This window comes from Streptomyces hilarionis (assembly GCF_024539675.1).
Taxonomy (GTDB): Bacteria; Actinomycetota; Actinomycetes; order Streptomycetales; family Streptomycetaceae; genus Streptomyces; species Streptomyces hilarionis.
The window spans coordinates 41,282-66,578 of the sequence record NZ_JAHHIT010000056.1; the positions used below are offsets into that span (position 1 = coordinate 41,282).

Sequence of the window (25,297 nt, forward strand, 5' to 3'; positions counted from 1 at the left end):
TCGGCCGCGGCGCGCGTAGTTCCAGGGCGCAGGGGAGGGTGCCCGCACCGGCTGGGGGACTTCTTGGCCGCTTCTGCTTCTGTCACCGCCCGCTGTCTGGCCGCCGCAGCGCTCGCCGCCGGCGCCCTCGTCTCGGTGGCGGCGCTGCCCGCGTCCGCGGCCGATCACCGTCGGGCCCGGGAGCGGGTGGAGATCTCCGCCGTCCAGGCCGACTCCCCGGGACGCGACGACCGCTCCATCCGCTCGCTGAACAAGGAGTGGGTGGAGCCGACTTCTTCGACGGGGTAGGTCTCGGTGACCTCCACCCTGTCCACAGCACCTTCGTGCTCAACCGCGCGGAGATTGGTCCAGAACTTCTCCGCTACTGGGGGATGTCGATCAGGACGCGGCCGCGGTAGCCGGCATCGATGCGGTCGTGGGCTTGGGCGATGTCCGTGAGCGGGAAGCGGGCGCCGACATCGACGGTGAGGGCGCCGACGGCGGCCGCGGCGGTGAGGTCGCGGGCGGCCTGGCGTTTGGCCTCTGCGGGGAAGTCGTCGCTGCCGAGCAGCCGCAGGGTGACGTTGTTGAACAGCATGCTCCAGAACGGGATTTCGGTGCGGTCGGAGCGGGTGGCGTACGCGGCGATGACGGCGCCGTTGGCGGCCACGGCGTCGTCCAGGTCAGCGTTGTCGGACAGGGCGACTTCGATGATCCGGTCCACGCCGTCGGGTGCGTGGGCTCGGATCGCGGCGGCCGGGTCGCCTGAGTCGAGGGCGACGGCGTGGGAGACGACCGCGGGATCGATCCTGTCCAGGTCGGCGCCGCGTCGGACGGTGCCGATGACCGTGGCCCCGCCCCAGCGGGCGAGCTGGGCGGCCAGCGAGCCCACTCCGCCGAGGACACCGTTGACCAGCACGAGTCTGCCGTCGACGGGGCCGTCGGCGAAGACGGTGCGGTGCGCGGTGATGCCGGGGATGCCCAGGCTCGCGCCGAGGTCGTCGCTCAGGTGGTCGGGCAGCGGGACGGCGAGCTCGCCGGGGACGACGGTGTACTGGGCGGCGGTGCCGAAGGGGCGGTAGGACTGGGCGCCGTACACCCACACACGCTGCCCGACGCGGCGCGGGTCGACGCCGTCGCCGGAGGCGTCGATGACGCCGGCGGCGTCGCTGTGCGGGATCACCCGCGGATAAGGCATGGCCGAGCCGGTCCAGCCACGCCGCTTCTTGGTGTCGCCGGGGTTGGCGCCGGAGACGCTGACGCGGACCCGCACCTCACCGGGGCCGGGTGTGGGGTCGGGCAGCTCACCGAGTTGGAGCACCTCGGCGGCCGGGCCCTGCTGGTCGTACCAGGACGCAAGCATGTTCAGTCCTTCCGGTCACGGGCGTGGATCTGGGGGCGGGGCCGCTCTTCCGTCTCTCGGGTGCCGTCGCCGTCCAGGGCCTGGTGGAGCCAGGCGCGCTCGGCGCGGCTGATGGCGCGGGCGGTGAGCAGCATGCCGCGCCGGTAGGGGTCCCTGACCTGCTCGGCGTGCAGCGGTGTGTCGCCGTCGTAGAAGAAGCTGGCGGGCGTCTCCAGGAAGTCCAGGCGGCGGCGCAGCACGGCGTGCTGCTCGGCACTGTCGGGCAGCAGTGAGAGGAACGCCAGGATCACGAACCAGCGGGAGAAGTCGGTGATCTCGTACTCGGCCGGTTCCCGCAGCCGCCGCAGCATGTCCTCACGGCCTGCCGCGGTCAGGTTCAGCACGTACCGGCCGCCGCCCGCTTCGGGTGCGGGGTGCCGTTCGATCAGACCGGTCTTCGTCAGCCGGTTGATCGCCGGGTAGAGGGTGCCGTCGCTGACGGGACGGCTGTAGCCGGTCAGGTCCGTGATGCGGCGGCGCAGCTCGTGACCGGGCAGGGGGCCTTCGGCGAGGAAACCGAGGATCGCGAGTTCGAGCATGACCCCACCCTCTCACATCGAAACGATGTGCACATCGTTTCGATGTTACCGTGCAGGGGAGGCGGCGCCCCGCCGTACCGCCGGCAAGGCCGCTCGGACGGGCGGCCGCACGCGCCGCACCCCTTCCCGAGAGCACGACACAAGGAAGACGAACCATGACGGCCCCTGTTTCCCGCCACGCCCACGTCACGTCCACCGACGGCACAGAGATCGCCGTCACGATCACCGGCCAGGGCCGCCCCCTGGTCGTCTCTCCGGGCGCCCTCAACGCCGCCTAGGACTGGCAGATCCTCGCCGACCTGCTGGCCCCGCGCTTGACCACCTACGCGATCGACCGCCGCGGCCGCGGCGCCAGTGGCGACAACGGCGAGCACGCCATCCAGCGGGAGGCCGACGACATCGCCGCCGTCCTCGACCTCGCCGGACCCGACGCGCTCCTGCTCGGCCACTCCTACGGCGGACTGGTCACCCTCGCCCACGCCCTGCACCAGCCCCCGGCGGCGCTCATCCTCTACGAGCCCCCGATCCCGGTGGGCGGCCCCGTCGGCGGCGACGCCCTCGCCCCCTTCGAGGAGGCCGTCCGGGCCGGCGACCTCGACCAGGCCCTCACCCTCGGGCTGCGGAACTTCCTGAAGTTCCCCGAGGAAGCCATCGAGGAGTTCCGTCAGACCCCGTTCTGGGCCATCCGCGCGTCCATGACTCCGACGTGGGCCCGCGAGATGCGCGCGATGGACAGCTTCGGTGACGACCTCACCCGTTTCGCCGACCTCGACGTCCCCACGCTCCTCGTGATCGGTGAACTCAGCCCCCGCTGGCTGACCGATGTCTCCCGCCGCCTGCACGAGGTTCTGCCCGACGCCCGGCTCGTCGAGATCCCGGGCGAAGCCCATGACGCCTTCCTCACCGGCCCCCACGCCCTCGCCGACGCCATCACCGCCTTCGCGGACGGTCTGCCTGCTCAGTGAATTCGACGGTCCCGCCCTCATGGACGGTCTCCTGTCAGTGGTGCAGGGCGTGTTCGAGCGTGGGGTGGCAGGGGATGAGAGTGTCGACGCCCACCATTGCGAGGACGCGCTGGACGGACTCCTGCGCGCCGGCGATGCGCACCCAGCCGTCCGTGTCAGTGACGGCCTGGTGGGCGGTGACGAAGACGTTGATGCCGGTGGAGTCCATGAAGGTCACGCCGCTGAGGTCCGCCACGATCCGTGCCGGCGCGCCGTCGTCTCCGGGCAGCAGGGCCTCGGTCAGGACGTCCTGGACGTCGTGGTCGATCTCGCCCTGGACGCTCACCACGCGGACACCGTCGACGAGGCGCTGCTCTACGCAGAACTGCTCCGGCTGGTCTGTCGTGTCGATGTCGGTCACGGTGTCCTCGGTTCGCGCGGGCGTGCCCAGGTCAGGGCCTGCGGCATTGATTGTGCCCCGCCAATCGGGGCACATGCTCTCGGACGGCTGTGCGGAACAGGATGCTCCGGGCATGTGCGAGGAAAGGGCGGGTAGGGGCGTACTCGTGAACGCAGAATGACGGCGCCATCAAGCGGACCCGACGCCTCGCGCAGCGCTGGTGCTGCGCCCATCGGACACCTGATCCGGGCCGGCTACGCCCTCGGCGGGGACGAGGGCTGCATCGCCGACGCCCGCCGGTGCGCCCTCGCCTTCCTCGCCCAGGCCGAAGTTGACTACCCCGTGTCCGTGTCCGCCCGCGCGCGTGATCTGACCCAGCTGGTCGTCAGCGAGCTGGTCACCAACGCCTGCAAGTACGCCCCGGGTCCGGTCCTGGTGGAACTGGGCATCACCGCCCGCTTCGTGGACGTCGTCGTGTGGGACAGCGATCCCCTCGTCCCTGCCGCCCGGGCCGCCGATCCCGGCCGGATAGGCCAGCACGGTTTGGAGATCGTCAAAGCCGTCAGCCAGGCCCTACTGGTCGAGCAGGAGCCGGTCGGCAAGCGCATCACGGCCCGCATCGCCCTGTCCGACGCGACGGCCGGATCCGTTTGAGGATCGCGGCGGGCTGAGTGCACCGGGCCGCCGCACGGCCGGACTGAGTGGTCAGTTTCGGGTGCTGAGGTGGCGTACGTGCGGCCCCCACTGCTGAAGGACCGGCGTGGCGCACCACTGGCACAGAGGGCTGCCGCCGTGGCCGTACTTCCGGGTTTTGCGCTGGCATGCCGAGCAGGGGCCGACCTGGTTTCCCAGGCAGACGAACGTCGACGGGTCAGGGTCGGTGACCGGGGGCGGGGGAGTGGTCACCGCACTGGTGTCCTTGCGGCGGGAAACGGGTGCAGGGGGCTGGCGTGGGGCCGCGGGATAAGTCGATGACGTCCAGGCGGGTGTCGGGCCGGCAGTGGGTGCAGGCGCGCAGGCCGTCGGCCAGGAGGCGGCGGGCCTCGTCACGGGCGACGGGCCGACGGCGTTTGCCCGCCGCGTAGCAGTCGCCGGCGTGGACCTGCACGGGCGGGCGGCCGGCGCCGATGCCGAACTCGACAGTCCACTCCGGCCGCGGAGGCCGCCTCTGCCGGCCTTGCTCGATCTCCGTTTGGCGCTGCTGCACGGCTTCAATCTTCGCGTCGATGCGGGCCAGCCACATGACGTGCCACACCCGCAGCGTGTGCAGGCGCTCCAGATCCGGCGGCAAGTCATCGAACACATTTACGATTCTATGCCCAAGATCGACGCCGCGCTGTCGCGAGTTCGATTTTGTGTTCGATAGCGTGAGCCGCCCCCGAGCACCTCGCCCCCAAGGACCGCCTCAGCCGCGGCCAAGGTTTACCCACCAGAACCCGAGCCCTGCTACCCATGACCGGCGTCCTGCAAGTCGGGGGCCACGATGCGCCCTTTGCGTCCCCGACTGCCCGGGGAGGACCCCGGGGCGCGAGACATACCGGGTTCGGCGGTGTTCGGACAGTGGTGTCGGGCCGCTGCCCGAACCTGCGAGCGGGGTCGTGGCCGACGGCGTTCAGCAGGCAGCGCTGACGGCGTCGGTCCGCAGGGGCGCGGCCGTCTTCGCGGTGATCTCGTCGAGGGTGATGCCGGGTGCGGTCTCGACGACGGCGAGGCCGTCGGGTGTGACGTCGAGGACGCCGAGGTCGGTGATGACGCGGTGGACGCACCGTTCGCCGGTCAGCGGCAGGGTGCACTCGGTCAGGATCTTCGGGCTGCCGTCCTTGGCGGTGTGCTCCATCAGGACGATGACCCGGCGGGCGCCGTGGACCAGGTCCATCGCTCCGCCCATGCCCTTGACCATCTTTCCGGGGATCACCCAGTTGGCCAGGTCGCCGCGTACCGACACCTGCATGGCGCCCAGCACCGCGGTGTCGATGTGACCGCCGCGGATCATGCCGAAGGACAGGGCCGAGTCGAAGAAGGACGCGCCGGGCAGGACGGTGACCGTCTCCTTGCCCGCGTTGATGAGATCCGGGTCGACGTCGTCGGCGGTCGGGTAAGGGCCGGTGCCCAAGATCCCGTTCTCGGAGTGCAGCACCACCTGCACACCGGGCGGGAGATGCCCCGGGATGAGGGTGGGCAGACCGATGCCCAGGTTGACGTAGGAGCCGTCGGTGAGTTCGGCGGCGGCGCGGGCGGCCATCTGGTCGCGGGTCCAGCCCCGGGGCGTGTCCGTCGTCGTGCTCATGCTCGTACCGTCCTCTTCTCGATCTGTTTGTCAGCGGCCTGAGCGGGGGTGAGCGCCACGATCCGCTGGACGAAGATGCCGGGGACGTGGACGGCGTCGGGGCTCAGCTCGCCCGGTTCCACGAGCTCTTCGACCTCGGCGATCGTGATCCGGCCGGCCATCGCCGCGAGCGGGTTGAAGTTGGCCGCGGCGCGGCGGAAGACCAGATTGCCGTGCCGGTCCCCCCGCCAGGCCCGGACGAGGGCGAAGTCGGTGGTGATGGCGTGCTCCAGGACGTGCGGTCGGCCGTGGAAGCCGCGAGTCTCCTTGGGCGGGGAGGCCACGGCGACCGAACCGTCCGCCGCATACCTCAACGGCAGGCCGCCCTTCGCGACCTGGGTGCCCACACCGGCCGGGGTGTAGAAGGCGGGGATGCCCGCACCGCCGGCGCGCAGCCGCTCGGCCAGAGTCCCCTGCGGCACCAGCTCCACCTCCAGCTCGCCCGACAGGTACTGGCGGGCGAACTCCTTGTTCTCGCCGACGTAACTGCCTGTCACGCGGGCGATCCGGCCGGCGGCGAGCAGCACGCCCAGCCCGCGGCCGTCCACGCCGCAGTTGTTCGACACGACCTGCAGGCCGGTGGCGCCCTGCTCGTGCAGGGCCCGGATCACCACTTCCGGGATGCCGCTGAGACCGAAGCCGCCGACGGCCAGTGACGCGCCGTCGGGAATGTCGGCGACCGCCTCGTCGGCGCTCGCGCTCACCTTGTTCACGGAAGTGGTCCTTTTCAGCCGGGCAGTACGGACGACCGGCCGCCGTCGACGGGGGTGGCGCCGGTGGTGCAGGACGCCTCGTCGGAGGCGAGGAAGACGGCCGCCTGACGACCTCCTGGGGAAGTCCGACGCGGCGGAGGGGGATGTTTCGGGTGATGGTCCGCACGGGAGAGTCGTCGTCCTGCTGGTCGCCGCGCGTGACCTCGGCGTCGATCACCGGGGCCGACGCAGTGCGCGCGGATGCCGTACGGGGCTCCTTCGGCGGCGAGCTGCCGGGGCATCGCGATCACCGCGCCCTTGGACGCCACCACAGACGGCGCCGGGTGGCGCAGAGGATGTCGATGCTCCGAAGACGACCCGCGGCTCCTCGACCCACGCACGGACGGCGTCCTCGTCGGTGACGTCGAGCGGGCCGGAGGCGACGGCCGTGCCGCCCACCTGCTCGACGAGACGCCGGGTCACCAGCGCGGACTCGTGCCGCAGGCCGGCGCCGACGACGATCGCGGACTCGGCCGCGAACCGCTGCGCCGCCGCGCGTCCCTGACCGCGGGCCGTGCCCGACATGAGGGCCACCTTCCCTTCCAGCGTTTCAATTCCCCTGCGAACGCGAAGCAGCCGAACCCATGGCAACCGAACCCAGAGCGTCCGAGAGGGACTTGACGCCGCCGTGCGCGGTGAGTCCGCCGTCGACCGGGATCTCGGCGCCGGTGATGAAGGACGACTCGTCGGACAGGAGGAACACCACGAGCGGGGCGATCTCGTCCACCGTGCCGGTGCGGCCGAGAGGTGTCTCGCGGATGTTCGCCTCACGGAAGGCGGGCGCGGCGGAGGCGGTCATCTCGGTCTCGATGAAGCCGGGATGGATCGTGTTGACACGGATGCCGCGCGGACCCAGCTCCATGGCGGCGGTCTTCGACAGGCCGCGCAGTGCCCATTTGCTGGTTGTGTAGGCGACCGGGTAATGGCCACTGAGCGCGGCGGTGGAGCCGACGTTGACGATGGACGAGCCGGGCGGCATGAGGGACGTGAGGTGCTGGATGGCAAGGAGCGGGCCGGTGACGTTGACGGCGTGGACGCGGGCGAAGTCGTCGGGGGTCACATCGCCGAGGCGAGCACGCCAGGTGATGCCCGCGTTGTTGACCAGCCCGTGCACCTGGCCGTACGACTCCCGCAGTTCGGCGGCCAGCGCCGCCCAGTGCTCCTCGTCGGTGACGTCGAGACGGCGGCAGCCGGGGGCCCGGGCCACGTCGGTGGCGATGACCCGGGCGCCCTCGCGGGTCAGGGCCTCGGCCTCGGCGGCGCCCTGGCCGCGCGCGGCACCGGTCACGACGACGACCTTGCCGAGGAGCCTCTTGGGGTGCAGGGCGTTCACGGCCGCTCCCTGGTGCGGCGGCGGGCGGGCGGCAGCGGCACCATGTCGACGCCGGGGACCACCGTGTTGGAGACGGTGCCGATGCCCTCCACGGTGAGGGTGACGGTGTCGCCGGGCTTCAGCGGGGGCGGGGACTGCTCACCCCGCACGCCCCACAGCTCGGCGAGACAGCCGCCGTTGCCGCAGGTGCCGGAGCCGAGCACGTCGCCGGGGCGGACGACGGTGCCCCGCGAGGCGTAGGCGACCATCTCCTCGAAGGTCCAGCTCATGTTGGACAGCAGGTCTTCACCGACGACCTCGCCGTTCACCGAGGCGGTCAGCGCCAGACGCAGAAAGCCGTCGGTGTCGCGGTACGGCTCCAGTTCGTCGGCGGTGACCAGGTACGGGCCGAGGGTGGCGGCGGTGTCCTTGCCCTTGCACGGGCCGAGGCGGACCTGCATCTCGCGGGACTGCAGGTCGCGGGCCGACCAGTCGTTGAAGACCGTGTAGCCGATGATGTGATCCCGCGCCTGCTGTGGCGTCAGGTCCCGCCCCTCCTGGCCGATGACGGCGGCGACCTCCAGCTCGAAGTCGAGGACTTCGCTGCCCGGCGGCACCGGTACGTCGTCGTGGGCGCCGATGACGGCGTACGGGTTGGTGAAGTAGAACGTGGGGGCGTCGTACCAGGCTTCGGGCACCCCGCCGCCGCCGTCCACGGACCGCCGTACGCCTTCGACGTGCTCCTCGAAGGCGACGAAGTCCCGCACGGTGGGCGGCTCGAGCGGCGGCAGCAGCCGCACCTCGGAGACGTGAGGGCCCGGCGGCACGTCGAGCGTGGCGGCGCCGGCGTGCAGGAGTGCGTCGAGTCCGTCGCCGGAGCGGATCAGCTCCGTGAGCGAGCGCGCCCCGGGCACCGGGTGGAGGCGGCCGTCCTCCTCCACGACGGCGACCCGGCGCTGGTGTCGATGTTCATAGGTGGCGAAACGCATGCACGGCTCCAGGCTCCGGCGGTCTTCGAACAACGGTGGAAACCGGGGACGCGGCAAGGGGCGTCAGGGCGGTGACAGGGCCACCGCGTCCCCGGGGTTCGAGGGGGGTCACACCGGTGGGGCGACGAAGCAGCCGCTGTCGACGTCGTTGAAGGACTCCTTGGCGACCAGTTCGTTCATGGGGTTGGCGGTGCCCCACTGGTCGGTGACCTCGGGCTGGGAGAAGTCGTAGACGTGGGGGTGCCAGGTGTCCTCGTCCAGCAGCTCCAGTTCCGTCGTGTACTCGACGGTGTTGCCGTGCGGGTCCAGGAAGTACGTGAACGTGTTGTCGCCCGCCAGGTGCCGGCCGGGGCCCCAGATCTTGCGGACGCCGGCGCGGATCACGCGGCCCGAGCCGCGCATGTACTCGTCCAGGCCGCGCATCTCGAAGGAGACGTGGTGCAGGGAGGTGTGCGGGCCCTTCGCGATGGCCATCGAGTGGTGCTGGTTGGAGATCCGCATGAAGTGCATGACCTCGCCCATGTGCGGCGAGCTGAGCGTGTCCGAGTGACGGAAGCCGAGGTGGGTCTCGTACCACGCGCGGGTCCTGTCGAGGTCCGGCGAGTTCAGCACGACGTGCGACAGCTTGACCGGGATCGACTCCTTCTCCTCGATCTTGCGGTGCTGCCGTACGTCCACATCGGCGGACACTTCGATGGTGCGGCCGTCGACGTCGAAGAAGCGGAAGCCGTAGCCACCCCCGGGTGTGTCGATCTTGCCCGGCTGGGAGATCAACTGCACGCCGCCCGCGAGAAGTCGCTCGGCGAGGGCGTCCACGTCCTCGGCGGAGCCGGCGCCGTACGAGACGAGGTCGAGGCGCTTCTCCTCGGCCTTGCGCAGCCGCACCACGTACTGCTCGGGGCTGCCTTCGGCGGCGAGGAAGGAGATCCCGGAGTCCTCGGCGACCTTGGTCAGGCCCCAGACGCCGGCGTAGAAGTCGAGCTGCTTGTCGTAGTCGGGCACGGCGAGGTCGACGTGCCGCAGATGGGTGAGCAAGCGTGCGCTCATGGCGGGTTTCCTCCTGTGTGGGGGTCAGGTGAGCCGCAGCAGGGCGGCGGCGTTGCCGCCCCGTACGGCGTGGAAGTCGTCGTCGGGCAGGCGTGCTGCGCGCAGTGCGCCGACGGGGTCCTCGGCGCCCATGTCGAAGGGGAAGTCGGAGCCGAGCAGCACACGGTCCGCTCCGGCCGCGCCGATCAGCGCCCGCAGGACGTGCGGGTCGTGGACCAGGGAGTCGAAGTACAGGCGCTTGAGGTAGCTGCTGGGCAGGTGGGCGCAGCCCGCGCCCGCGTCGGAGCGGGCCGACCAGGCGTGGTCGGAGCGGCCGATGTGGGTGGGCAGATAGCCGCCCCCGTGCGCGGCGATGACCTTCAGCTCCGGGTGCCGGTCCAGCACCCCGGAGAAGATCAGGTGCGAGAGCGCGACTGCGTTCTCGGTGGGCTGGCCGACGGTGTTGGACAGGTACCACCGGTCGAGGCGCTCGTCGAGCGTGCAGCCGAAGGGGTGCAGGAAGAGGATCGCGCCTGTCTCCTCGGCCTGGGTCCAGAAGGGTTCGTACGCCGGATCCGACAGCTCCCGGCCCGGTGCGTGCGAGGAGATCTCGACCCCCAACAGGCCCAGGCCCATGGCGAGTTCGAGCGCGCGCACCGCCATTTTCGGGTGCTGCAGGGGGGCGAGGCCCAGACCGTGCAACCGGCCGGGCGCCTGGGCGCAGTGGGCAGCCGTCGCCTCGCCCGCGAGCCGGTACACCTTCTCGGCCGTCTCCTCGTCCGCCCAGGATTGGTAGTGCGAGGGCGACGGGCTGACCAGCTGGACGTCCACCCCCTGCGCGTCCATCGCGGCCAGTCGTACGGCGACGTCCGTCAGCCTCGGGACGCGCTCGGCGACCATGGGGCCGCTGACGGTCAGGGCCGCGGGCCCGTTGCGGCGGGCGTCGAGGGCCCTGGCTTCCGCCAGGCCCGGCAGGCCGGCCACCAGGGCATCGACCTCGGGGATCAGCACGTGCGCGTGGACGTCGACGGTCGGGGAAGCGTGTGCGTCCTTGCCCGAGGAGGGGTGGGGGCCGGGCTGGGGGCGGCTTCCGGTGGTGGCTCGGGGAGGGTGGGCCGTCACGGCAGTTCCTTGAGGGCGGTCATGGTGCGTCCGATCAGTCCGGGCACATCCGCGTCGTGCACTTGGTCCAGCTGCCACTGGCAGAGCTGGACGGACGCCTCGACGACGGTCCGGACGCGCGGGACGCGTCGGTCGTAGTACGCCTGGAAGAGGGCGTCGTCCCATGCGCGCCCGCTCGTGAGCAGTTCCGTCAGGACCGAGGCGTCCTCCAAGGACATCGCCGCGCCCTGAGCGAAGGTGGGCGGGCAGCAGTGAGCGGCGTCCCCGACGAGGACGACCCGGCCGCGGTGCCAGGAGCCCTCGACCAGATGCCGGTCGAACCACGTGTAGTTGACCTTCGCCGGGTCCGTGATGTGCTTGGTGATCTCGGGCCAGGCACCGCCGTACTGCTCGGCCAGCCGGCGCATCTCGTCCGCGTAGGTGGCCGGGTCGATGGAGTTGCGGTCCCGGTTGGCCTCGACGACGTAGGCGTAGAGGGTGTTCTCGCCGGTGGGGGTGTATCCCGCGATGTAGGCGGGGCCGCCGAAGGTGAGGTCCGAGCGGGTGACGCTCTCGGGGCGTGGGGCGGGGGCGCGCCAGATGGCCATGCCGACGGGCTCGGGACGGTCGGTGATGCCGATCGCGGCGCGGGTTGCGGAGTTCAGGCCGTCGGCGGCGATCACCAGGTCGTAGCGGCCCTCGGTGCCGTCGCTGAACCGGACGGAGACACCGTCGGCGTCCTGCTCCAGGGTCTCGGCGGTGGTGCCCAGCCGTACGGTGGCACCCGTCGCGCGGACGACGTCGATGAGAATCTGCTGAAGTTGCGGCCGTCGCATGCCGAGGGTGGCGGGCAGGTCGTCACCGCCGGTCTTGATGTCCTCCTTGACGAACAACGGGGTGCCGTCGGGGGTGGTCACCCCCAGCGAGCCGTAGGCGAACCCCGATGCTTCCACCTGCTCCCACACGCCCAGCTCGCGCAGGACGCGCAGGGCGTTGCCCTGGAGGGTGATGCCGGAGCCGGTGGTGGCGTTCCAGTCAGGTCTGGCCTCGATCAGATCGACGGAGAGGCCGGCCCGCCGCAGCAGGACGGTGATGGCGTTGCCGGAGGCGCCGCCGCCTATGACGAGGACCGTGCGGGGTGTGCTCATGGGGAACTCCCTTGTTCTGCCCATTACTTGACGGCAATCGGATTGACGGGGGAGCCGACGGCTCCGGTGATGGGCAGGGGCGCGGCGGTGAGCCAGAACTCGTACACGCCGTCCAAGGCGCAGTCGGCCGCGAGAGCGTCGGGGTCCCACATCTCGCCGATCAGCAGGCCCATGTTGGGGATGGCGACCTGGTGCAGCGGCTGGAAGGCGCCGTCGAACTCGTTCGGCCGTACCTCGAAGCCCCAGGTGTCGGTGGCGATCGCGGCGATCTCGCTCGCGTGCAGCCAGCCGGCAGTGGTGAAGGACAGCCCCGGAGAGTCGCCGCCCGCGTAGTCGCCCCAGCCCTCGCGGCGGGCGCGCGCCAGCCGCCCGGTCCGGACGACGACGATGTCACCACGGCCGACGGCCACGCCGTGCGCCTCGGCCGTCGCGGTCAGGTGTTCCTCGGTGATCGCGAAACCGTCGGGCAGTTCTCCGCGTTCGTCGCCGATCACCCGGCCGACGTCGAGGAGGACTCCGCGCCCGGCGACGTACGGCGCCATGTGCTCGATGCCGGTGACCAGATCACCCTCGGAGGTGACGGTCTTCGCGGCGTCGCGCCCGTTCCACGCCTTGCCGTGGTCGAAAATGTGCCCGAGCCCGTCCCACTGGGTGGAGCACTGCAGCGGCATCGCGATCACGTCGTCCGCGCCGCCGATGCCGTGCGGAAAGCCCTGGTTGCCCAGCGCCGCGTCCGTTCCCGTGTCCAGCATGGTGTGCACGGGGTTGGTGCGGCGGCGCCAGCCCTTCTGCGGCCCGTTCATGTCGAACGGCTGCGACAGCGAGAAGCTCACGCCCCGGCGGACCAGCGTCGCACCCTCGCGGCGCTTGGCCTCGCCGAGGAAGTTCAGCGTGCCGAGCACGTCATCCTCACCCCAACGCCCCCAGTTGGAAACCCGCTTGGCGGCCTCGGTGATCGCGCCCTCGGCATCCGCGGGGTCGAGCGGGGTCGTCACGACGCGGTCCTCTCGGCGACGCAGCGGGTGCGCTGCACGCCCAGACCCGTGATGGAGCCCTCCATGACATCGCCGTCGCGCAGCAGCCGCCCCCAGTGCATGCCGTTGCCGGCCGGACTGCCGGTGAGCACCAGGTCGCCGGGCAGGAGCCGGGAGGTCCGGGAGATGTACGACACCAGCCGCGCGATGCCGAAGAGCATGTCCTTGGTGGACTCGTCCTGCATGGTCTCGGCGTTGAGCTTCAGCGTGACGCGCAGGTCACCCGGGTCGGCGATCGACTCGGCGGGCACGATCCACGGGCCGAGCGGAGTGAAACCGGGAGCGTTCTTGCAGCGCAGCCAGTCGGTGCCGATGGCCTTCATGTCCCGGCGGAAGACGGTGGCGCGGTCGGTGAGGTCGTTGGCGATGGTGTAGCCCGCGACGTAGTCCAGGGCCTCCTCGACCGTCACCCGGTGGGCAGGCCTGGCGATGACGGCCGCCAACTCCAGTTCCCAGTCCGGCTGTTCGGCCCAGTCCGGGAGTACGATGTCGTCGAAGGGGCCGGTGATCGCGCTCGGCAGGCCGGTGAACACGTACGGCAGGTCCTCTGCCGCCCGCCGGTCCATGACCGCGGCGATCTCGGCGCGCGCCTCCTCCATGGTGCGGGGGTCGTCGGGGGAGCGGTGGGCGACCTCCAGGTCGATCACGTGCTGCCGGTAGTTGGCGCCGGACTGGAAGACCTGGCGGGGCTCGACCGGCGCGTGCACCCGCAGGTGCTCCAACGGGCGCCAGTCGGCCGTCTCGTCGGCCGCGAGCTCGTGCAGGCGAGGGAGCATCTCGTCCCAGCGCTCAAGGATCCCCCGGGTCGCCAGGGCCGGCTCTCCGAGGGCCGTGGGAAGATCCAGCACGCGCCCCCCGGGTATCACGAGACCGGGGAAAGACGCCTGGCCGGGGGCGGAGAGGACGCCGAGGGCGAAGGGTCCGGAGAAGGGCGCGGAAGTAGCTGCGGGTTTCACGGGAATGTCCTCCAGATTGCGGTGCGACCAATGTGACCCCCACCGCGTAATCTGGGAAATAGATTCTTTAGATGTTGATCATCTGTGGTGCAAATGGTGCCGCCGCAAGCGGCCTCGCTCTGGAGGCGTCGTGTCCCTCTCCGGCCTGGATCTCAACCTCGTCCTGTCCCTGCGGGCCCTGCTGGAGGAACGCAACGTCACCCGCGCCGGGCGGCGCGTCGGGCTCAGCCAGCCGGCGATGAGCGCGGCCCTGGCCCGTCTGCGCCGCCACTTCGACGACGACCTGCTCGCGCGGGTCGGCAAACAGTACGAACTGACCGCCCTCGGCCGCGCTCTGCTCGACCGCACCTCCACCGCCTGCGACCTGCTGGAACGGGTCTTCAGCAGCAGGGCCGACTTCGCCCCGGGCAGCGAGGAGCACGAGTTCACCCTGCTCACCTCCGACTACGCCCTCACCGTGTTCGGCGCCGAACTCGCCCGGACCGTGCACGCCACGGCCCCGGGGGTACGGCTGCGCTTCCAAAGGACACCCACCGACGTCACCGAGGACACGGCACCACTGCTCAGCACAGCCGACGGGCTGCTGATGCCGCACGGCGTCATCAGCGGTTTCCCCGCCGTCGACCTGTTCACCGACCGCTGGGCCTTCCTGGTGGCCGAGACGAACGACGAGGTCGGCGACCAGCTGACCATGGACGACCTGGCACGGCTGCCCTGGGTCGTCTACCAGCGCGCGTACGACGCTCCGGCCGCCCGGCAGTTGAGCATGCTCGGCGTCGATCCCCGCGTGGAGATCTCCGTCGACAGCTTCCAGGCGCTGCCCTTCCTGGTCGCAGGCACCCGCCGGATCGCCCTGATACAACAGCGCCTGGCCGAGCTGCTGCGCGGCGTGGCCGCCGTACGCCTCATGGAACCGCCCTACGGCGCGGTCCCTCTCCAGGAGGCACTGTGGTGGCACCCGGTGCACACCCACGACGCGGCCCACATCTGGCTGCGCGAGACCGCGGCCCGCGTGGGAGCGGAGCTGGCCGCTTCCGAGCCCGGCCGTATCGCCACCGTCGCACCGAGATAGCGGGCTCCTCCAGGTGCCCGGCATCCAAGGCCCGGATGATCCACATCTTGGATATCGATCGGATGAGGGCTAGGCAGGACCTGTCCGCCGGCCCATAGTCGTCTCCACCCGGCGCCGTAGCCACACCATCCCCGCCGCCGGGGCCGCAGGCGCCCGGCGAACCGGCCCGCCGCGACGCCCGGCAGTCATCGGCGCCCCGCTCCGAACCTGCCACGGGTACCGGGCGGCCCGACCACGACGGCCGCACCGCCCCGTCCCCCTCCCGACCCGCCACGTGGAGTTCCCGCATGCCTGCATCCGTGCCCCCGCTCCCTTTCCCGCCGTCCGAAGCGGTCGCAGACGACCGACCCGAGCAGACCGTCTCCGGTCCCGGCCACCGGCTTCGCCTCACGCTGCTGATGGCCGGCGCCTGTCTGCCCATCCTGGGCGCCGTCCTCATCGCCCCCGTCCTGCCGAAGATGCACGACCACTTCGCCCACGTGCCGGGCGTCGACGTGCTCGTCCCCATGGCCCTGACGATCCCCGCCCTCTCCCTGGCGCTGCTGGCCCCCTTCGCCGGCGTCCTCGTCGACCGGCTCGGACGCAAACGCCTGCTCGTCGTCTCGACCGCGCTGTACGCGAGCCTGGGCACCGCCCCCCTGTGGCTGGACTCCCTCGGCGCCATCGTCGCCAGCCGCGCCCTCGTCGGCGTCGTCGAAGCCGCCATCATGACCTGCAGCACCACGCTGATCGGCGACTACTACTCCGGCCGGCAACGCGACCGCTACCTCGCGATGCAGACGATGTGTGCCTCGATCTCCGCGACGGCCTTCTTCGTGCTGGGCGGCGCGGCAGGATCGGCCGGCTGGCGCGCACCGTTCTGGGTCTACGCCGTGAGCTTGCTGCTCGCCCCCGCCATGGCCGCCTTCCTGCCCCAGCCCCGACCGGCCGACCGCGCGAACGAGCCTTCCCCCACCGCCGCGGAACCGATGGCTGAGCGGCCCTTCCCCTGGCGTCCGCTGGCCGGCACCTGCGCGCTGACCCTCTTCGGCGCCATCCTCTTCTACACCGCCCAGGTGGAGATGGCGTTCCTCCTGGACGACATGGGCGTGAGCAACTCCGGCGTGATCGGACTGGCCACAGCCATTTCCAGCGCCGCGGTCGTGATCGGCGCCGCCGTCTTCGCCAAGACCGGCCGCAGCCCGCAGGCCTGGCTGCCCACCGCCTTCGGCCTGAACGCCCTCGGCTTCGCGGTGATCTGGCTCGCCCCCAACCCCGTCGTACTGACCATCGGTGCCGTGATCAACTGCCTCGGCAGCGGCATCATGCTGCCGAGCCTGCTCACCCTCGCCATGTCCAAGCTCCACTACGCCGACCGCGGCCGCGGCACCGGCCTGTGGACAGGCTCCTTCTTCCTCGGCCAGTTCGTCTGCCCGCTCGTGGTCCTCGCGCTCACCTCCGCCGTCGGCACCCTGGCGAACGCCCTGGGCGTCCTCACCCTCGCCGGGACCGTCGCCACCGCCGCACTCGGCCTCACCGCCCGGCGCCGCCGGACGGGAGCCACCCCGGAGCCGATCCGCCAAATGGCGAGCTGACCTGCCACGGCACCGATCTCCACCCCGTTGCACCGGAGAAACGAAAGAGGCCGACCCTGATCGCCAGATGCCGACCCTGATCGCCGCCGTCCGTCGCGATCCGGGCACGACGCACCAGACGTTCCTGCACTACCTCCACCACGTGCACGGATCTCTGGCCGCCGCGAACCCTCCTCGCACGTTCGGCAGCGTGGCGGTCGAGCTCCATGTAGCCGAGCTCGTCGATACAGAGCAGGTCGACGCAGCTGTAGCGGCGATGGTCTTGTTCAGCATCGGTCCGGATCGGCGCTCCACTCACGGCTCCCGTATGCGGCCCCCAACCCGCACCTGGTACGACGACGGCAACTGCGCCTTGGGGGGCGCCGGGCGAAGGCCCCCGCCGAGCCGCCCCCGCCGGCTGAGATGACCGCTTCCATGGGCCAGGAAGACGAGCGCCGCGACGAAGACGGCGACGAGGACGGCGAAGAAGACGGCGGCAGGGCTCCCGTTAAGTGTTTCCCCCGAGCCGGGACGGGAGCCCGCTCGGGCCGGGAATGACGGTCTGGCTGGGCATGGTGCGCGGGGTGTGGTTGTGGAGGGACAGTGTCCCTGGGCCTCGCCTATAGCTAACCTGCTGGGAAGATCGTTCGCCGGAAACCCCGCAGAGCCTTTCGCCGCGTAGGCGACCGCCCCCCACGACCACACCCTCTCTCTTTGCGGCCCCGGCCGGTCACAACGCCGCCCCGGGGCCGCAGCTGTTCACCGCCGTGACTTGTCGGCCGCCGTCCGCGTTGCGCAGCCCATGGACGACTACGACCACCTCGACCTCGACGAGATCGACTTCGCACCCGTGGAGCACGACACGAAGCTGCTGCGCCTGCTGCCCTCGACGAGACGCATGACCTGCTCAGGGTGCTGGGCGCGGTGGCGCAGGAAGGCGGGACGGCCGCGGGGGAGGCGGACCGCCTGGTGCGGGAGATCAGCGCCCGCGTCCCCTCGACGCACTGATCACTCTTCCCGGGCCGCTGGTTAGGCGCGGGTCAGGGGCGGGTGCTGGGTGTGACTGAGCGTCGTAGCTGGTCAGTCTGGCCGACCAGGTACGAAGTCGCGAGTCAGTGGAACCAGACGACAAGGCGTACGTTCTCGGCTCCGTGGACTTCGCTGAGGATGCGCATGACGCTCCAGACCCGGCCCCAGTCGGTGTCGGTCCCTGCGGCTGCGGCGCGGGTTCGTGTGCCTGAGGCGTCGGTCTCCTGCCAGTCCGTGGTGTCCAGCTCGGCCCAGGTCAGCCAGGTTGTCCCGTGCACATCGTGGGGGCCGCCGTAGCCGGCGAACTCTCCGCGTAGCCCGTCCGACGCGTCATCTGGGAATCCGCGATCCTCCGCCAATGGACGGAAGCCGAAGGAGTTTCGGATCCCGAAAAGGCAGGCCAGGCCCTCATAGGCATTGCCCCTGTTGAGGAGGAAGAGATCGATGCCGACCTCCCAGACAGAGTCCTCGTCGTCGGGCCCCCATAGACGGGATCCCGGCCGGCATTCGATCATCCCGCTGACATCGGTGGACATGGAGAGATCCTGCCTGCGCAGGCCAGAAGGCCGCATCACCTCTCCTGCGCGTGCCGAGCCGCGGCTCCCTTTCAGCCAGCGTTGCGCGACTCTGGCCAGCTGCAACGCTCAGTGGCCAACCAAGTCGATGTGCTCGTCAAGGCCTGAGCGAATCACCGCGCCGGCCAACTCCCCAACGCCCACGTACGTCTGGTCGCCGCCCTTTTCAACGGGGACTGGACGCAGGAGAGCGCGCCTGCCGCCCACGCGGCGCGGTAACAGCTGTTACCATGCTGCTATGGCCAAGACACAGCTGGGCGCGCGCGTGGACGAAGACGTCGCAGAACTCGCGAAGAAGCGCGCCGCCGACCTCGGGCTGAGCATCGGCGACTACCTCGCCCGCCTCGTGCACGATGACACCAGCGGTCTGCGCGCCCGCGCGGTGGACGCCGCCGCCCGGTTCCTGGCCGACCACCAATCCGTCTTCGACGAGGCCGAACAAGCCGAGCAGACGCCCCCCGGAGCGCGCGCCGCCTGATGGAACTGCACATCGACGTCCCCTGGATCTTGCAGGTCGCCGAGGCCGCCGGAGCCAATGACCCGGCACCCGACGACTATGGTGTTCCCTTCTCCGCGGTCGCCCGCCACAAGGCCGAGCTGTTCGAGCAGCCCGCTTACGACGGCCCCTACGCCAAAGCCGCCGCCCTGGTGCATACGCTGGGCCGCTGCCGTTGGCTGGAGCGCTCCAACCTCGCCGTCGCCGCTGCCACCGGCGTCATGTACCTCGAGGCCGCCGGGATTCCCGTCAAGCCTGCCCGCGAAGACGCCATCGCCCTCAAGGACCTGCTCCTGGACCCCGCCTGCACTGCCGCGAAGATCGCCGCCCTGCTGCGGGCCTGGCCCTCCGCCACCTGAAACAACTCAGTGGCCCGCTCCGCCCATGGGAGCGGGCCTCACACGCTGATTCCTTCGGTGCTCGCCGGCCGTCAGTCTGGGCTTGTCATAGCAGCGTGCATGGCTGTTGTCGTACCGCTCATGAGGCGTATTGGTCGAACGGGGATCTCAACCGGGGAACCGCGGCGGGGACTGTGCTGCCGTTGAGGCGATCGCCTGCCCGATCTGGTGACGGCCGACTTTGTCGTGGCTCCAGATGAATGCGCGCCATCGACGCGGTTCCTCGCTGCTCCATTCCTGGAACTCCATGACCGCGACGGCGCGAGAGGCTCGCCACTTGATGGTTCGTCCGGAGGCTTCGGGTATCTCGGTCAGGCCGCAGAGCCGCTGAGCGAGGGCGAAGCTGTCGAGGTCGAGGGTGTCAGTGCGGTCCCAGGTTGAGGCCAAGTCGGTGAGTGCATGAGATTCGATGAGAGCTCGGATGGAAGGGGCAATCTCGATGAACGCACCGCTTCCATCCTCTACGCCGACTCGTCCGTCCGTGTGCATGAGATAGCGCACCGGAGAGGAGACACGCTCCCCGAGCCAGTCGAAGTACCAGCCGTGGCCGGAGTCGCGCCACATGTTCTGGCCCAGGTTGAAGTGCCAACTCCGGAGTTGCTCACGGCGTTCGCTCCCGGCCGCGTAGCTGTTTCGCACCTGGTAGCACAGGCCGCCGTATCTGCGTTCGAACCCCTTGCGGCGGATCACGAGCATCGCGGGTGGGGGGATCGGCTCGCCGAAGCGGTCGCGGGTCCGGGGGAGCTCTATGGCGGGCCGGGGTTCCTGCGAGGGCTCCCGCCGGCCAGTTCGGCACAGCAGACTTCTTGCACGGAGAGTAAGGCCGACGGGGTCATCCAGGATGTGCATCCTGCACTTTTTTCGAACGAGGGGTTGGTCTTCCGCGATCAACGCTACCCGGTTCAGGCCGTCCGGCGTGCCGATCCTGAGGAGCGCCGATCGAACGGGAGTCTCGATCGGGTGACTGCGGCGGTTGCCGTGCATGAGAGCAGGGCCTCTTGGTAGCTCAGAGGGTGTCTGCGCCAAAAAGCCGTCCAGGAGGCCCTGTTGTCGCAGTTCTACGACACGGCGGAGGCGGAGTCCACTTCCGCCCCCCCTGCATGTGGCTGTCTGGCTCATCGGTTCGGGAGCGCCAGCGACCACAGGATTCGCGCGCGCCGCTATCCGACGGACATGTCGGATGCCGAGCGGACGGTGGTCAGGCGCCTGCTGCCGGTGCTGGGCTGGCTGCGCGGGTGGGGTGGCCAGCCGGAGGCGTACTGCAACCGGTCAATACTGGACGCGATCCGCTACCTGGTCGACAACGGAATCAAGTGGCGGGCGATGCCTGCGGACTTCCCGCTGTGGGACCGGGTCTACGCGTTTTTCCGGCGCTGGCGCGACAATTGGCTGGTCCGTGAGTTCCACGACCGCTCCGTTGCCGGGTCCGTGAGCAGGTCGGGCGGGATCCGGAGCGACCGCGGGCGTGATCGACTCCCAGTCGGTCAGGCGGACGCCGTCGTCGGTGCCTACAGCCACGGCTTCGACGGCGGCAAGCTGATCAACGGCCGCAAGCGGCGCGCCGTGGTCGACACCCTCGGGCTGCTGCTCGCGGTGATGGTCACCGCAGCGGATGTCGGGGACCGCGCAGCCGCCCAGGTCCCGCTCGCCCAAGTCTCCTCCGGACACCATCTGCTGGCACTGGTCTGGGCCGACGGCGGTTACACCGGCAGTCTCGTCGAGTACCGCCTCGCCGGCCTCGCCCTGTTCCTGGCGATCGTCAAGCGCAGCGACGACCAGAAGGGGTTCGTGGTGCTGCCCAAGCGGTGGATCGTCGAGCGCCTCTTCGCCCACCTCATGCGCACACGCCGCCTGGCACGTGACTTCGAGCGCCGCACTGCCAGCGCCGAGGCGGTGATCTACTGGTCGATGATCCTGCTCATGACCCGCCGCCTGGCCCTTTCACGTCCGCAGCCAGCGTGAACCGGCCCGGCGCGGGCTCGACCAGCCAACCCCGGGCGACCAGGCGTTTCATCTTCGACCGCAGTGCCTCCACCCGCGCCGGCACCACGTCCATACCGAACGCTGCGGCCATCTCCTGGCAGGTCAGCTCAGCGGCCTTTGATAGAGCCGGGCCCGGTCCGCGAGCGCCTTGAGGATGCGCTGGAGTCCGCCCTCTGACCTGTGGTAGCAATCAGAGACAGCGGCCGGCAGGGGCCGTCCGCGCCCAGGTGCGGCTTGGTGGTGAACCCGCCGCGTGAGCGGCCCAGGCCCTCACCTCCTGCGCCACCCCCACCAGGCGGGCGGCGAGGCCCCACCACGGCATCTCGTGCTGGTGTTCTGCCGCTGTGTCCCCGTTTTGCAGCGGTGGCCAGAGGCGGATCCATGCGGGCGCCGACCGCGTGCTGACGTGTCGTGCCACGGTGGACTCGACCGAGAGGTCCCAGTCGCTCTCACCGGCCGCGTCGGCCGCGACCTGCACCTGCTGGAGCAGGCGTTCCCAGGTGCCGTCGGCCGACCACAGGCGGTGGCGTTCGTAGACCGTCTTCCACGGACCCAACCGTTCGGGCAGGTCACGCCACTGAACTGCGGTTCGCACCCGGTGCAGAATCCCGTCGATCACCTGCCGGTGATCCCGCGACCTGCCGCAACGCCCGTTGCTGACAAGCAGGAAAGGCCGCCCGTTCCCACTCGGCACCCGACAGATCGCCCCGCCCCAGGTCCATAAGAACGATCAGCAGCAACAGTCGGTCGCATGCTCTGCCGGATCGGTCCTCCCAGCTGACCGTCGAAGTCCACGACGCCCCGCCGCCCCCCCGAAACCGGCGGCGCCTGGGAACCTGCCGAGGAAATGAGCGTGCACACCGAACTGCCCACCCTGTACTTGGCGACCCTGGAACAAGGCGACATCCTCGACGCCTGGCCACCGGACGCCCCCCTCGACATCCCGCCCTCCCGGCACAGCGCCGAATGGGTGCGCATGCGCCTGTACTGCCAGGCCGACGACCCCGAACCCGGCATCGGCGACCACGGCGAACACCACCTCGTCCAGATCTGGCGCGCACCCCAGACACCCCCCGAACAACCGGAGTTCACGGACGCAGACCGGCAGGCCCGCGCTGAATACGCCGCGGACCGGGCCACGACGGCATCGCCACGGGCAGCAACGGGGAAGTCCTCGAATCGCGCGAGACCGCCATCGACGTGACGAGTCCATCACGTGAAAATACCCGCAAAATCGTACGGGAGAGGGAGAGACCAACAGAGCGAGTTTTCCCCATGTCACGAGCACAAGCCCCCGATGCGGCCCGGGATTGGTATCGGACTGCGTCGCGGAGGGCTGCCCGCCCGGGCTCGCCTTCGGTGAACAAATTCCCTTAACCCCTATGACTGCAGGCCGATTGGTTTCATTTTCCAATGTTGACTGCGCGACAAATTTATGGGTCCGTCACGGATGTGCAAGGTCGGCAGAGGCGTTGGATAATTGGTCTGCCGCTGCTCTGCATTGAATCTCGCGTCGAGTCTTGGAGAGTGATCCGGATGGCGGGACTATATCTGGTGGTGTCGCTCACGGTAATCCTCATCGGCCTTTGCGTGACGGTAGATATCGTCCGTCGAGGCGCGAAAGGTAATCAGCTCACCCAGCGCGTCAAGTCCATAACGGGGCTCATGGCCGTCCTCGCTGGTGATGCAGCCATCGCTGGTAGTGCCTTGTGGGGCGTTCACAAGACGGGTGGCACGAAGGAGCCCCAGTGGGCTGTCTCTATCCTGACGGCATCCTTCACTGCCATCGTTTCGATCACGACTGCCTATTTCGGCATCAAGGCTGTTACCAACATGGCCCATGACGTTGTTTTGGGCCAGACGCCGCCCTCTCAGCAGAACGACGAGCAATAGGCTTTTAAGGGCTTGATCCGGCATCCGGGGGCCTGGGCAAGCTCCGCTTCGTCGTGGAGCAGACCTTCGCTCTCCTCCACCGGTTCAAGCGTCGCCGTTCGGTGGGAACGCCGCCTGGAGCTGCATGACGCCTTCGTCCCGGTCGAGTGCTCGCTCATCTGCTCGAGACGACTCAAGAAGTCGCTGTCCTCTTGAACCGGTTACTCAAGCCTATGGCTGCTCGGGCATGCTCACGCCGCCACCAGGCAGTGAACTGATGAAGCAGCCGCCCCGCAGACCGATAATTCAGCCGAAGGCGCTGGAAGAAACGGGCACGTCGAGACGTCAACCGTGGGCGAAGCGCACTCGCAGTCAGCCTGAATCAACTGCATGAACCTCGGCGACCACCTTGACCACCAGTCTTTCAACCTCCTGCGCAGGTGGTCTCGGTTTGGGCATGCTGATGACGGTGGACAGGGGGGGGCGCGATGCGGCGTAGGCAGGGTGCGTGGGCTGGGTCGGCCGTGACGGGGACTGCTGCAGTCGTGGCGGCGGGGCTGGGGCTGGTGACCAACTACGCCAGTGCCGCCGTGCCAGGATGGGCGGCTCACGCGTGGGTGATCTGGCCGCTGTTCGTCGTGCTGATGCTGGCCGGCATCGGGCTGATGTTGTGGAGCCGACGGCTGGATGGTGCAGCAAGACCGCCGGCGCGGCTGGGGCCGGTGGGCCGACCGGCCAGGGGCCGGCAGGAATCCTTGCGTCCCCCACACGTGGAGTGCGTGCGCGGACGCGAAGCCGAGCTGGCCGAGCTGGCAGGCATGCTGCGGCGGCCACGAGGACGGTTCGCGGTGTTGTGCGCGGCCGGCGGAATGGGCAAAACAACGGTGGCCGCGCAGTTCGCGTCGCAGGTCAACGCGGCGGGCTGGCGAGTGTTTTGGGTGCGCTGGCGCGATTCCGCCGAGCTGGCGCAGCAGATGGTGCAGACGGCACTGGCTTGTGGGCTGCCCGAGGCAGAGTTGGAGTCCGCGCGGGCCGGGCGGGCAAGTCTGCCCGATGTTGTGTGGCGGCAACTGGGCCTGGCCCGGCGGTGGCTGCTGGTGTTGGACAACGCCGACGAGCCGCAAGGGATCGGCCCGGCAGGGGAACCGCTGGCCGATTACCGCGGTTGGATCCGCCCGCACGGCCGAGGCCTGCTGGTGATGACCAGCCGAGATTGCAGCCCGCAGACATGGGGGCCGCGTGCCCGGCTACTGCCTTTGAAGCCGCTGCCCGCACTGCCTGCAGGCCAGATCCTGCTCGACGCTGCTCCTGCAGCCGGCACAGCCGAGCAGGCAAGGGACCTGGCCATGCGGCTGGGCGGGCTTCCGCTGGCGCTGCACGCGGCCGGTACTTACCTTGCCGGGCCTACGAGCCGCTACCGCACCTTCACCACCTACGGCCAGGCCCTGGAGCACGAGCTGCCCCTCCTGCTGGGAGCCGAACACCCGGACGCCTCTCATCCGCGCGTCGCCCGCACTGTGGTGCGGCACACCTGGGAGGTGTCCCTGGACCAGCTCGCCCGAGAAGGCAACGCCCTGGCCCGTCCCGTGTTGCGACTCCTAGCCTTACTGGCCGAAGCTCCCGTCCCGCTGTCTCTCATCACCCCGGACCTGCTGTCTGCGGTCACGGGAGACGACGTCACCGTCCCAGCGTTGGAGGCCGCGCTTGCAGGTCTGCACCGGTACGGCCTGCTTGACCGTCCTTGCGCTCCCGGCAACGTCGGGCAGGCATCGGGCATCAGCGACCCGGCGCAGGTGGTGCTGCACCCATTGATCCGAGAGATCAATGCCGTCGCTCTGGCGGCGGGGGCATCCCATCTCGCCACGTGGCACCGCGCCCTTGCCGAGCGCTTGACCGCGGCCGTGCACGAGGTGGATGAGCAGGGGCGCGCCGGTTGGCCTGCCGCCGTACTCCTCGCCCCTCACCTGCCCATGCTGCTCGACCTCCCGGACCCTTGCTTCTCCACACACCACCGCACCGCTCTCAGCACGCTCGCGCACATACTGGAGCACGCTGGCGCCTTCAGCGAAGCCCGTCTGCTCCACGAACGCCTCCTCGACTTCGAGAGCCGCACCCTGGGCGCCCAGCATGCCGACACCTTGACCAGCCGCAACCACCTGGCCAACGCATTGTTCGGAATGGGCGCAACAGTTGAGGCGATACTGCTGCTCAGGCAGACCCTGGAGGACCGTAGCCGTGTCCTGGGCCCCGCGCACCCTGACACCCTGATCAGCCGTCATGACCTCGCCTGTGCCCTGGACGGGACGGGGCAGCATGCAGAAGCGGTGTCGTTGCTGCGGCACACCCTCGCCGACCGTGCCCGTGTGCTGGGAGTCATGCATCCGCACACCCTGGCCAGCCGTGACAGTCTT

Annotated in this window: 28 protein-coding genes and 4 pseudogenes; 13 read left to right on the plus strand and 19 right to left on the minus strand. The window is 70.0% G+C overall.

The window, feature by feature from the left end; genetic code table 11:
* Window positions 1-63: 63 nt before the first annotated feature.
* Window positions 64-279: pseudogene (locus KMS84_RS14545) on the plus strand (lamin tail domain-containing protein); the annotation flags it as partial.
* Window positions 280-361: 82 nt separating this feature from the next.
* On the opposite strand, the gene KMS84_RS14550 reads toward KMS84_RS14545, so the two are convergent.
* Both KMS84_RS14550 and KMS84_RS14555 read right to left on the minus strand, forming a co-directional pair.
* Complete coding sequence (locus KMS84_RS14550) at window positions 362-1,342, minus strand: NADPH:quinone reductase (RefSeq protein ID WP_256916633.1); 981 nt, start codon at window positions 1,340-1,342, stop codon at window positions 362-364.
* 2 nt (window positions 1,343-1,344) lie between these two features.
* Window positions 1,345-1,920 (minus strand): PadR family transcriptional regulator, encoded by a 576-nt coding sequence (locus KMS84_RS14555; protein ID WP_256916634.1) that lies wholly within the window; start codon window positions 1,918-1,920, stop codon window positions 1,345-1,347.
* A gap of 155 nt (window positions 1,921-2,075) precedes the next feature.
* Here KMS84_RS14555 and KMS84_RS14560 point away from each other — a divergent pair, with 155 nt between their 5' ends.
* On the plus strand, window positions 2,076-2,198 hold the full coding sequence (locus tag KMS84_RS14560; RefSeq protein ID WP_256916635.1) for a hypothetical protein: 123 nt from the start codon (window positions 2,076-2,078) through the stop codon (window positions 2,196-2,198).
* Window positions 2,199-2,207: 9 nt separating this feature from the next.
* Window positions 2,208-2,885, plus strand: coding sequence for an alpha/beta fold hydrolase (locus KMS84_RS14565; RefSeq protein ID WP_368860707.1), 678 nt, complete (start codon window positions 2,208-2,210; stop codon window positions 2,883-2,885).
* A gap of 34 nt (window positions 2,886-2,919) precedes the next feature.
* On the opposite strand, the gene KMS84_RS14570 is transcribed toward KMS84_RS14565, so the two are convergent.
* Window positions 2,920-3,285, minus strand: a complete 366-nt coding sequence (locus KMS84_RS14570) for an STAS domain-containing protein (protein ID WP_256916637.1) — start codon at window positions 3,283-3,285, stop codon at window positions 2,920-2,922.
* 156 nt (window positions 3,286-3,441) lie between these two features.
* Here KMS84_RS14570 and KMS84_RS14575 point away from each other — a divergent pair, with 156 nt between their 5' ends.
* The gene (locus KMS84_RS14575; protein ID WP_256916638.1) at window positions 3,442-3,918 is read left to right on the plus strand and encodes an ATP-binding protein; all 477 of its coding nucleotides are present in this window, start codon (window positions 3,442-3,444) and stop codon (window positions 3,916-3,918) included.
* A 217-nt stretch (window positions 3,919-4,135) separates the two neighbouring features.
* Here the strand turns inward: KMS84_RS14575 and KMS84_RS14580 are convergent, their stop codons facing one another.
* The 12 genes from KMS84_RS14580 to KMS84_RS14630 form a co-directional block, all read right to left on the minus strand.
* Window positions 4,136-4,567 carry a DUF6233 domain-containing protein gene (locus KMS84_RS14580; protein ID WP_256916639.1) on the minus strand — a complete coding sequence of 144 codons (432 nt, stop codon included), beginning with the start codon at window positions 4,565-4,567 and terminating at the stop codon, window positions 4,136-4,138.
* A 309-nt stretch (window positions 4,568-4,876) separates the two neighbouring features.
* Window positions 4,877-5,551, minus strand: coding sequence for a CoA transferase subunit B (locus KMS84_RS14585; RefSeq protein ID WP_256916640.1), 675 nt, complete (start codon window positions 5,549-5,551; stop codon window positions 4,877-4,879).
* The gene (locus tag KMS84_RS14590) at window positions 5,548-6,303 is read right to left on the minus strand and encodes a CoA transferase subunit A (protein ID WP_256916641.1); all 756 of its coding nucleotides are present in this window, start codon (window positions 6,301-6,303) and stop codon (window positions 5,548-5,550) included. The genes KMS84_RS14585 and KMS84_RS14590 overlap by 4 nt, the downstream gene beginning before the upstream one ends.
* A 14-nt stretch (window positions 6,304-6,317) precedes the next feature.
* On the minus strand, window positions 6,318-6,584 hold the full coding sequence (locus KMS84_RS41885) for an SDR family oxidoreductase (protein ID WP_368860708.1): 267 nt from the start codon (window positions 6,582-6,584) through the stop codon (window positions 6,318-6,320).
* Window positions 6,517-6,867, minus strand: a complete 351-nt coding sequence (locus KMS84_RS14595) for an SDR family oxidoreductase (RefSeq protein ID WP_256916642.1) — start codon at window positions 6,865-6,867, stop codon at window positions 6,517-6,519. The genes KMS84_RS41885 and KMS84_RS14595 overlap by 68 nt, the downstream gene beginning before the upstream one ends.
* 25 nt (window positions 6,868-6,892) lie before the next feature.
* The gene (locus KMS84_RS14600; RefSeq protein ID WP_256916643.1) at window positions 6,893-7,675 is read right to left on the minus strand and encodes an SDR family NAD(P)-dependent oxidoreductase; all 783 of its coding nucleotides are present in this window, start codon (window positions 7,673-7,675) and stop codon (window positions 6,893-6,895) included.
* A complete protein-coding gene (locus KMS84_RS14605) occupies window positions 7,672-8,643 on the minus strand; it encodes a fumarylacetoacetate hydrolase family protein (protein WP_256916644.1) in 972 nt (323 codons plus the stop codon). The genes KMS84_RS14600 and KMS84_RS14605 overlap by 4 nt, the downstream gene beginning before the upstream one ends.
* 108 nt (window positions 8,644-8,751) lie before the next feature.
* Complete coding sequence (locus KMS84_RS14610; RefSeq protein ID WP_256916645.1) at window positions 8,752-9,690, minus strand: VOC family protein; 939 nt, start codon at window positions 9,688-9,690, stop codon at window positions 8,752-8,754.
* A gap of 24 nt (window positions 9,691-9,714) precedes the next feature.
* Complete coding sequence (locus KMS84_RS14615; protein WP_256916646.1) at window positions 9,715-10,791, minus strand: amidohydrolase family protein; 1,077 nt, start codon at window positions 10,789-10,791, stop codon at window positions 9,715-9,717.
* Window positions 10,788-11,918 (minus strand): FAD-dependent oxidoreductase, encoded by a 1,131-nt coding sequence (locus tag KMS84_RS14620; protein ID WP_256916647.1) that lies wholly within the window; start codon window positions 11,916-11,918, stop codon window positions 10,788-10,790. Before KMS84_RS14620 ends, KMS84_RS14615 begins: the two co-directional genes overlap by 4 nt.
* A gap of 23 nt (window positions 11,919-11,941) precedes the next feature.
* Window positions 11,942-12,913: a cyclase family protein gene (locus KMS84_RS14625; protein WP_256916648.1), complete on the minus strand. Its 972-nt coding sequence runs from the start codon at window positions 12,911-12,913 to the stop codon at window positions 11,942-11,944.
* Complete coding sequence (locus tag KMS84_RS14630) at window positions 12,910-13,908, minus strand: fumarylacetoacetate hydrolase family protein (protein ID WP_256916649.1); 999 nt, start codon at window positions 13,906-13,908, stop codon at window positions 12,910-12,912. The genes KMS84_RS14625 and KMS84_RS14630 overlap by 4 nt, the downstream gene beginning before the upstream one ends.
* A gap of 130 nt (window positions 13,909-14,038) precedes the next feature.
* On the opposite strand from KMS84_RS14630, the gene KMS84_RS14635 reads away from it, so the two are divergent.
* The 3 genes and pseudogenes from KMS84_RS14635 to KMS84_RS43540 form a co-directional block, all read left to right on the plus strand.
* The gene (locus KMS84_RS14635; protein WP_256916650.1) at window positions 14,039-14,980 is read left to right on the plus strand and encodes a LysR family transcriptional regulator; all 942 of its coding nucleotides are present in this window, start codon (window positions 14,039-14,041) and stop codon (window positions 14,978-14,980) included.
* Between the two features lie 287 nt (window positions 14,981-15,267).
* On the plus strand, window positions 15,268-16,554 hold the full coding sequence (locus KMS84_RS14640) for an MFS transporter (RefSeq protein WP_256916651.1): 1,287 nt from the start codon (window positions 15,268-15,270) through the stop codon (window positions 16,552-16,554).
* An 870-nt stretch (window positions 16,555-17,424) separates the two neighbouring features.
* A pseudogene (locus tag KMS84_RS43540) lies at window positions 17,425-17,541 on the plus strand (DUF6417 family protein); the annotation flags it as partial.
* 104 nt (window positions 17,542-17,645) lie between these two features.
* Here KMS84_RS43540 and KMS84_RS14655 read toward each other — a convergent pair.
* The gene (locus KMS84_RS14655) at window positions 17,646-18,098 is read right to left on the minus strand and encodes a hypothetical protein (protein WP_256916652.1); all 453 of its coding nucleotides are present in this window, start codon (window positions 18,096-18,098) and stop codon (window positions 17,646-17,648) included.
* A gap of 277 nt (window positions 18,099-18,375) precedes the next feature.
* Here KMS84_RS14655 and KMS84_RS14660 point away from each other — a divergent pair, with 277 nt between their 5' ends.
* Both KMS84_RS14660 and KMS84_RS14665 read left to right on the plus strand, forming a co-directional pair.
* Entirely contained in the window at window positions 18,376-18,615 is a 240-nt protein-coding gene (locus tag KMS84_RS14660; RefSeq protein WP_256916653.1) for a hypothetical protein, read from the plus strand.
* The gene (locus KMS84_RS14665) at window positions 18,615-18,992 is read left to right on the plus strand and encodes a fic family toxin-antitoxin system, toxin component (protein ID WP_256916654.1); all 378 of its coding nucleotides are present in this window, start codon (window positions 18,615-18,617) and stop codon (window positions 18,990-18,992) included. The genes KMS84_RS14660 and KMS84_RS14665 overlap by 1 nt, the downstream gene beginning before the upstream one ends.
* A gap of 147 nt (window positions 18,993-19,139) precedes the next feature.
* Here KMS84_RS14665 and KMS84_RS14670 read toward each other — a convergent pair whose 3' ends face one another.
* Window positions 19,140-20,015: a hypothetical protein gene (locus KMS84_RS14670; protein ID WP_256916655.1), complete on the minus strand. Its 876-nt coding sequence runs from the start codon at window positions 20,013-20,015 to the stop codon at window positions 19,140-19,142.
* A 189-nt stretch (window positions 20,016-20,204) separates the two neighbouring features.
* On the opposite strand from KMS84_RS14670, the gene KMS84_RS14675 reads away from it, so the two are divergent.
* Window positions 20,205-20,993: an IS5 family transposase gene (locus tag KMS84_RS14675; RefSeq protein ID WP_256916656.1), complete on the plus strand. Its 789-nt coding sequence runs from the start codon at window positions 20,205-20,207 to the stop codon at window positions 20,991-20,993.
* Here the strand turns inward: KMS84_RS14675 and KMS84_RS14680 are convergent.
* A pseudogene (locus KMS84_RS14680) lies at window positions 20,950-21,176 on the minus strand (hypothetical protein); the annotation flags it as partial. The gene KMS84_RS14675 and the pseudogene KMS84_RS14680 overlap by 44 nt on opposite strands.
* Window positions 21,177-21,217: 41 nt before the next feature.
* Window positions 21,218-21,687, minus strand: a pseudogene (locus KMS84_RS43455) (transposase); the annotation flags it as partial.
* Window positions 21,688-21,861: 174 nt separating this feature from the next.
* On the opposite strand from KMS84_RS43455, the gene KMS84_RS14695 reads away from it, so the two are divergent.
* The 3 genes from KMS84_RS14695 to KMS84_RS41250 form a co-directional block, all read left to right on the plus strand.
* Window positions 21,862-22,218, plus strand: coding sequence for a hypothetical protein (locus tag KMS84_RS14695; RefSeq protein WP_256916657.1), 357 nt, complete (start codon window positions 21,862-21,864; stop codon window positions 22,216-22,218).
* A 323-nt stretch (window positions 22,219-22,541) separates the two neighbouring features.
* Entirely contained in the window at window positions 22,542-22,907 is a 366-nt protein-coding gene (locus KMS84_RS14700) for a hypothetical protein (RefSeq protein ID WP_256916658.1), read from the plus strand.
* Window positions 22,908-23,452: 545 nt separating this feature from the next.
* Window positions 23,453-25,297, plus strand: a 1,845-nt coding sequence (locus KMS84_RS41250) for a tetratricopeptide repeat protein (protein WP_256916659.1), incomplete at its 3' end; no start/stop codon positions are given.

What these genes read in the sequence shown, in the direction of transcription:
- KMS84_RS14660 (WP_256916653.1), top strand. Translation starts at nt 18,376, where the DNA reads ATGGCCAAGACACAGCTGGGCGCGCGCGTGGACGAAGACGTCGCAGAA.
- KMS84_RS14560 (WP_256916635.1), top strand. Translation starts at nt 2,076, where the DNA reads ATGACGGCCCCTGTTTCCCGCCACGCCCACGTCACGTCCACCGACGGC.
- KMS84_RS14620 (WP_256916647.1), bottom strand. Translation starts at nt 11,918, where the DNA reads ATGAGCACACCCCGCACGGTCCTCGTCATAGGCGGCGGCGCCTCCGGC.
- KMS84_RS14585 (WP_256916640.1), bottom strand. Translation starts at nt 5,551, where the DNA reads ATGAGCACGACGACGGACACGCCCCGGGGCTGGACCCGCGACCAGATG.
- KMS84_RS14550 (WP_256916633.1), bottom strand. Translation starts at nt 1,342, where the DNA reads ATGCTTGCGTCCTGGTACGACCAGCAGGGCCCGGCCGCCGAGGTGCTC.
- KMS84_RS14695 (WP_256916657.1), top strand. Translation starts at nt 21,862, where the DNA reads ATGAGCGTGCACACCGAACTGCCCACCCTGTACTTGGCGACCCTGGAA.
- KMS84_RS14675 (WP_256916656.1), top strand. Translation starts at nt 20,205, where the DNA reads ATGTCGGATGCCGAGCGGACGGTGGTCAGGCGCCTGCTGCCGGTGCTG.
- KMS84_RS14655 (WP_256916652.1), bottom strand. Translation starts at nt 18,098, where the DNA reads ATGTCCACCGATGTCAGCGGGATGATCGAATGCCGGCCGGGATCCCGT.
- KMS84_RS14595 (WP_256916642.1), bottom strand. Translation starts at nt 6,867, where the DNA reads ATGTCGGGCACGGCCCGCGGTCAGGGACGCGCGGCGGCGCAGCGGTTC.
- KMS84_RS14610 (WP_256916645.1), bottom strand. Translation starts at nt 9,690, where the DNA reads ATGAGCGCACGCTTGCTCACCCATCTGCGGCACGTCGACCTCGCCGTG.
- KMS84_RS41885 (WP_368860708.1), bottom strand. Translation starts at nt 6,584, where the DNA reads ATGCCCCGGCAGCTCGCCGCCGAAGGAGCCCCGTACGGCATCCGCGCG.
- KMS84_RS14640 (WP_256916651.1), top strand. Translation starts at nt 15,268, where the DNA reads ATGCCTGCATCCGTGCCCCCGCTCCCTTTCCCGCCGTCCGAAGCGGTC.
- KMS84_RS14605 (WP_256916644.1), bottom strand. Translation starts at nt 8,643, where the DNA reads ATGCGTTTCGCCACCTATGAACATCGACACCAGCGCCGGGTCGCCGTC.
- KMS84_RS14555 (WP_256916634.1), bottom strand. Translation starts at nt 1,920, where the DNA reads ATGCTCGAACTCGCGATCCTCGGTTTCCTCGCCGAAGGCCCCCTGCCC.
- KMS84_RS14670 (WP_256916655.1), bottom strand. Translation starts at nt 20,015, where the DNA reads ATGCACGGCAACCGCCGCAGTCACCCGATCGAGACTCCCGTTCGATCG.
- KMS84_RS14665 (WP_256916654.1), top strand. Translation starts at nt 18,615, where the DNA reads ATGGAACTGCACATCGACGTCCCCTGGATCTTGCAGGTCGCCGAGGCC.
- KMS84_RS14575 (WP_256916638.1), top strand. Translation starts at nt 3,442, where the DNA reads ATGACGGCGCCATCAAGCGGACCCGACGCCTCGCGCAGCGCTGGTGCT.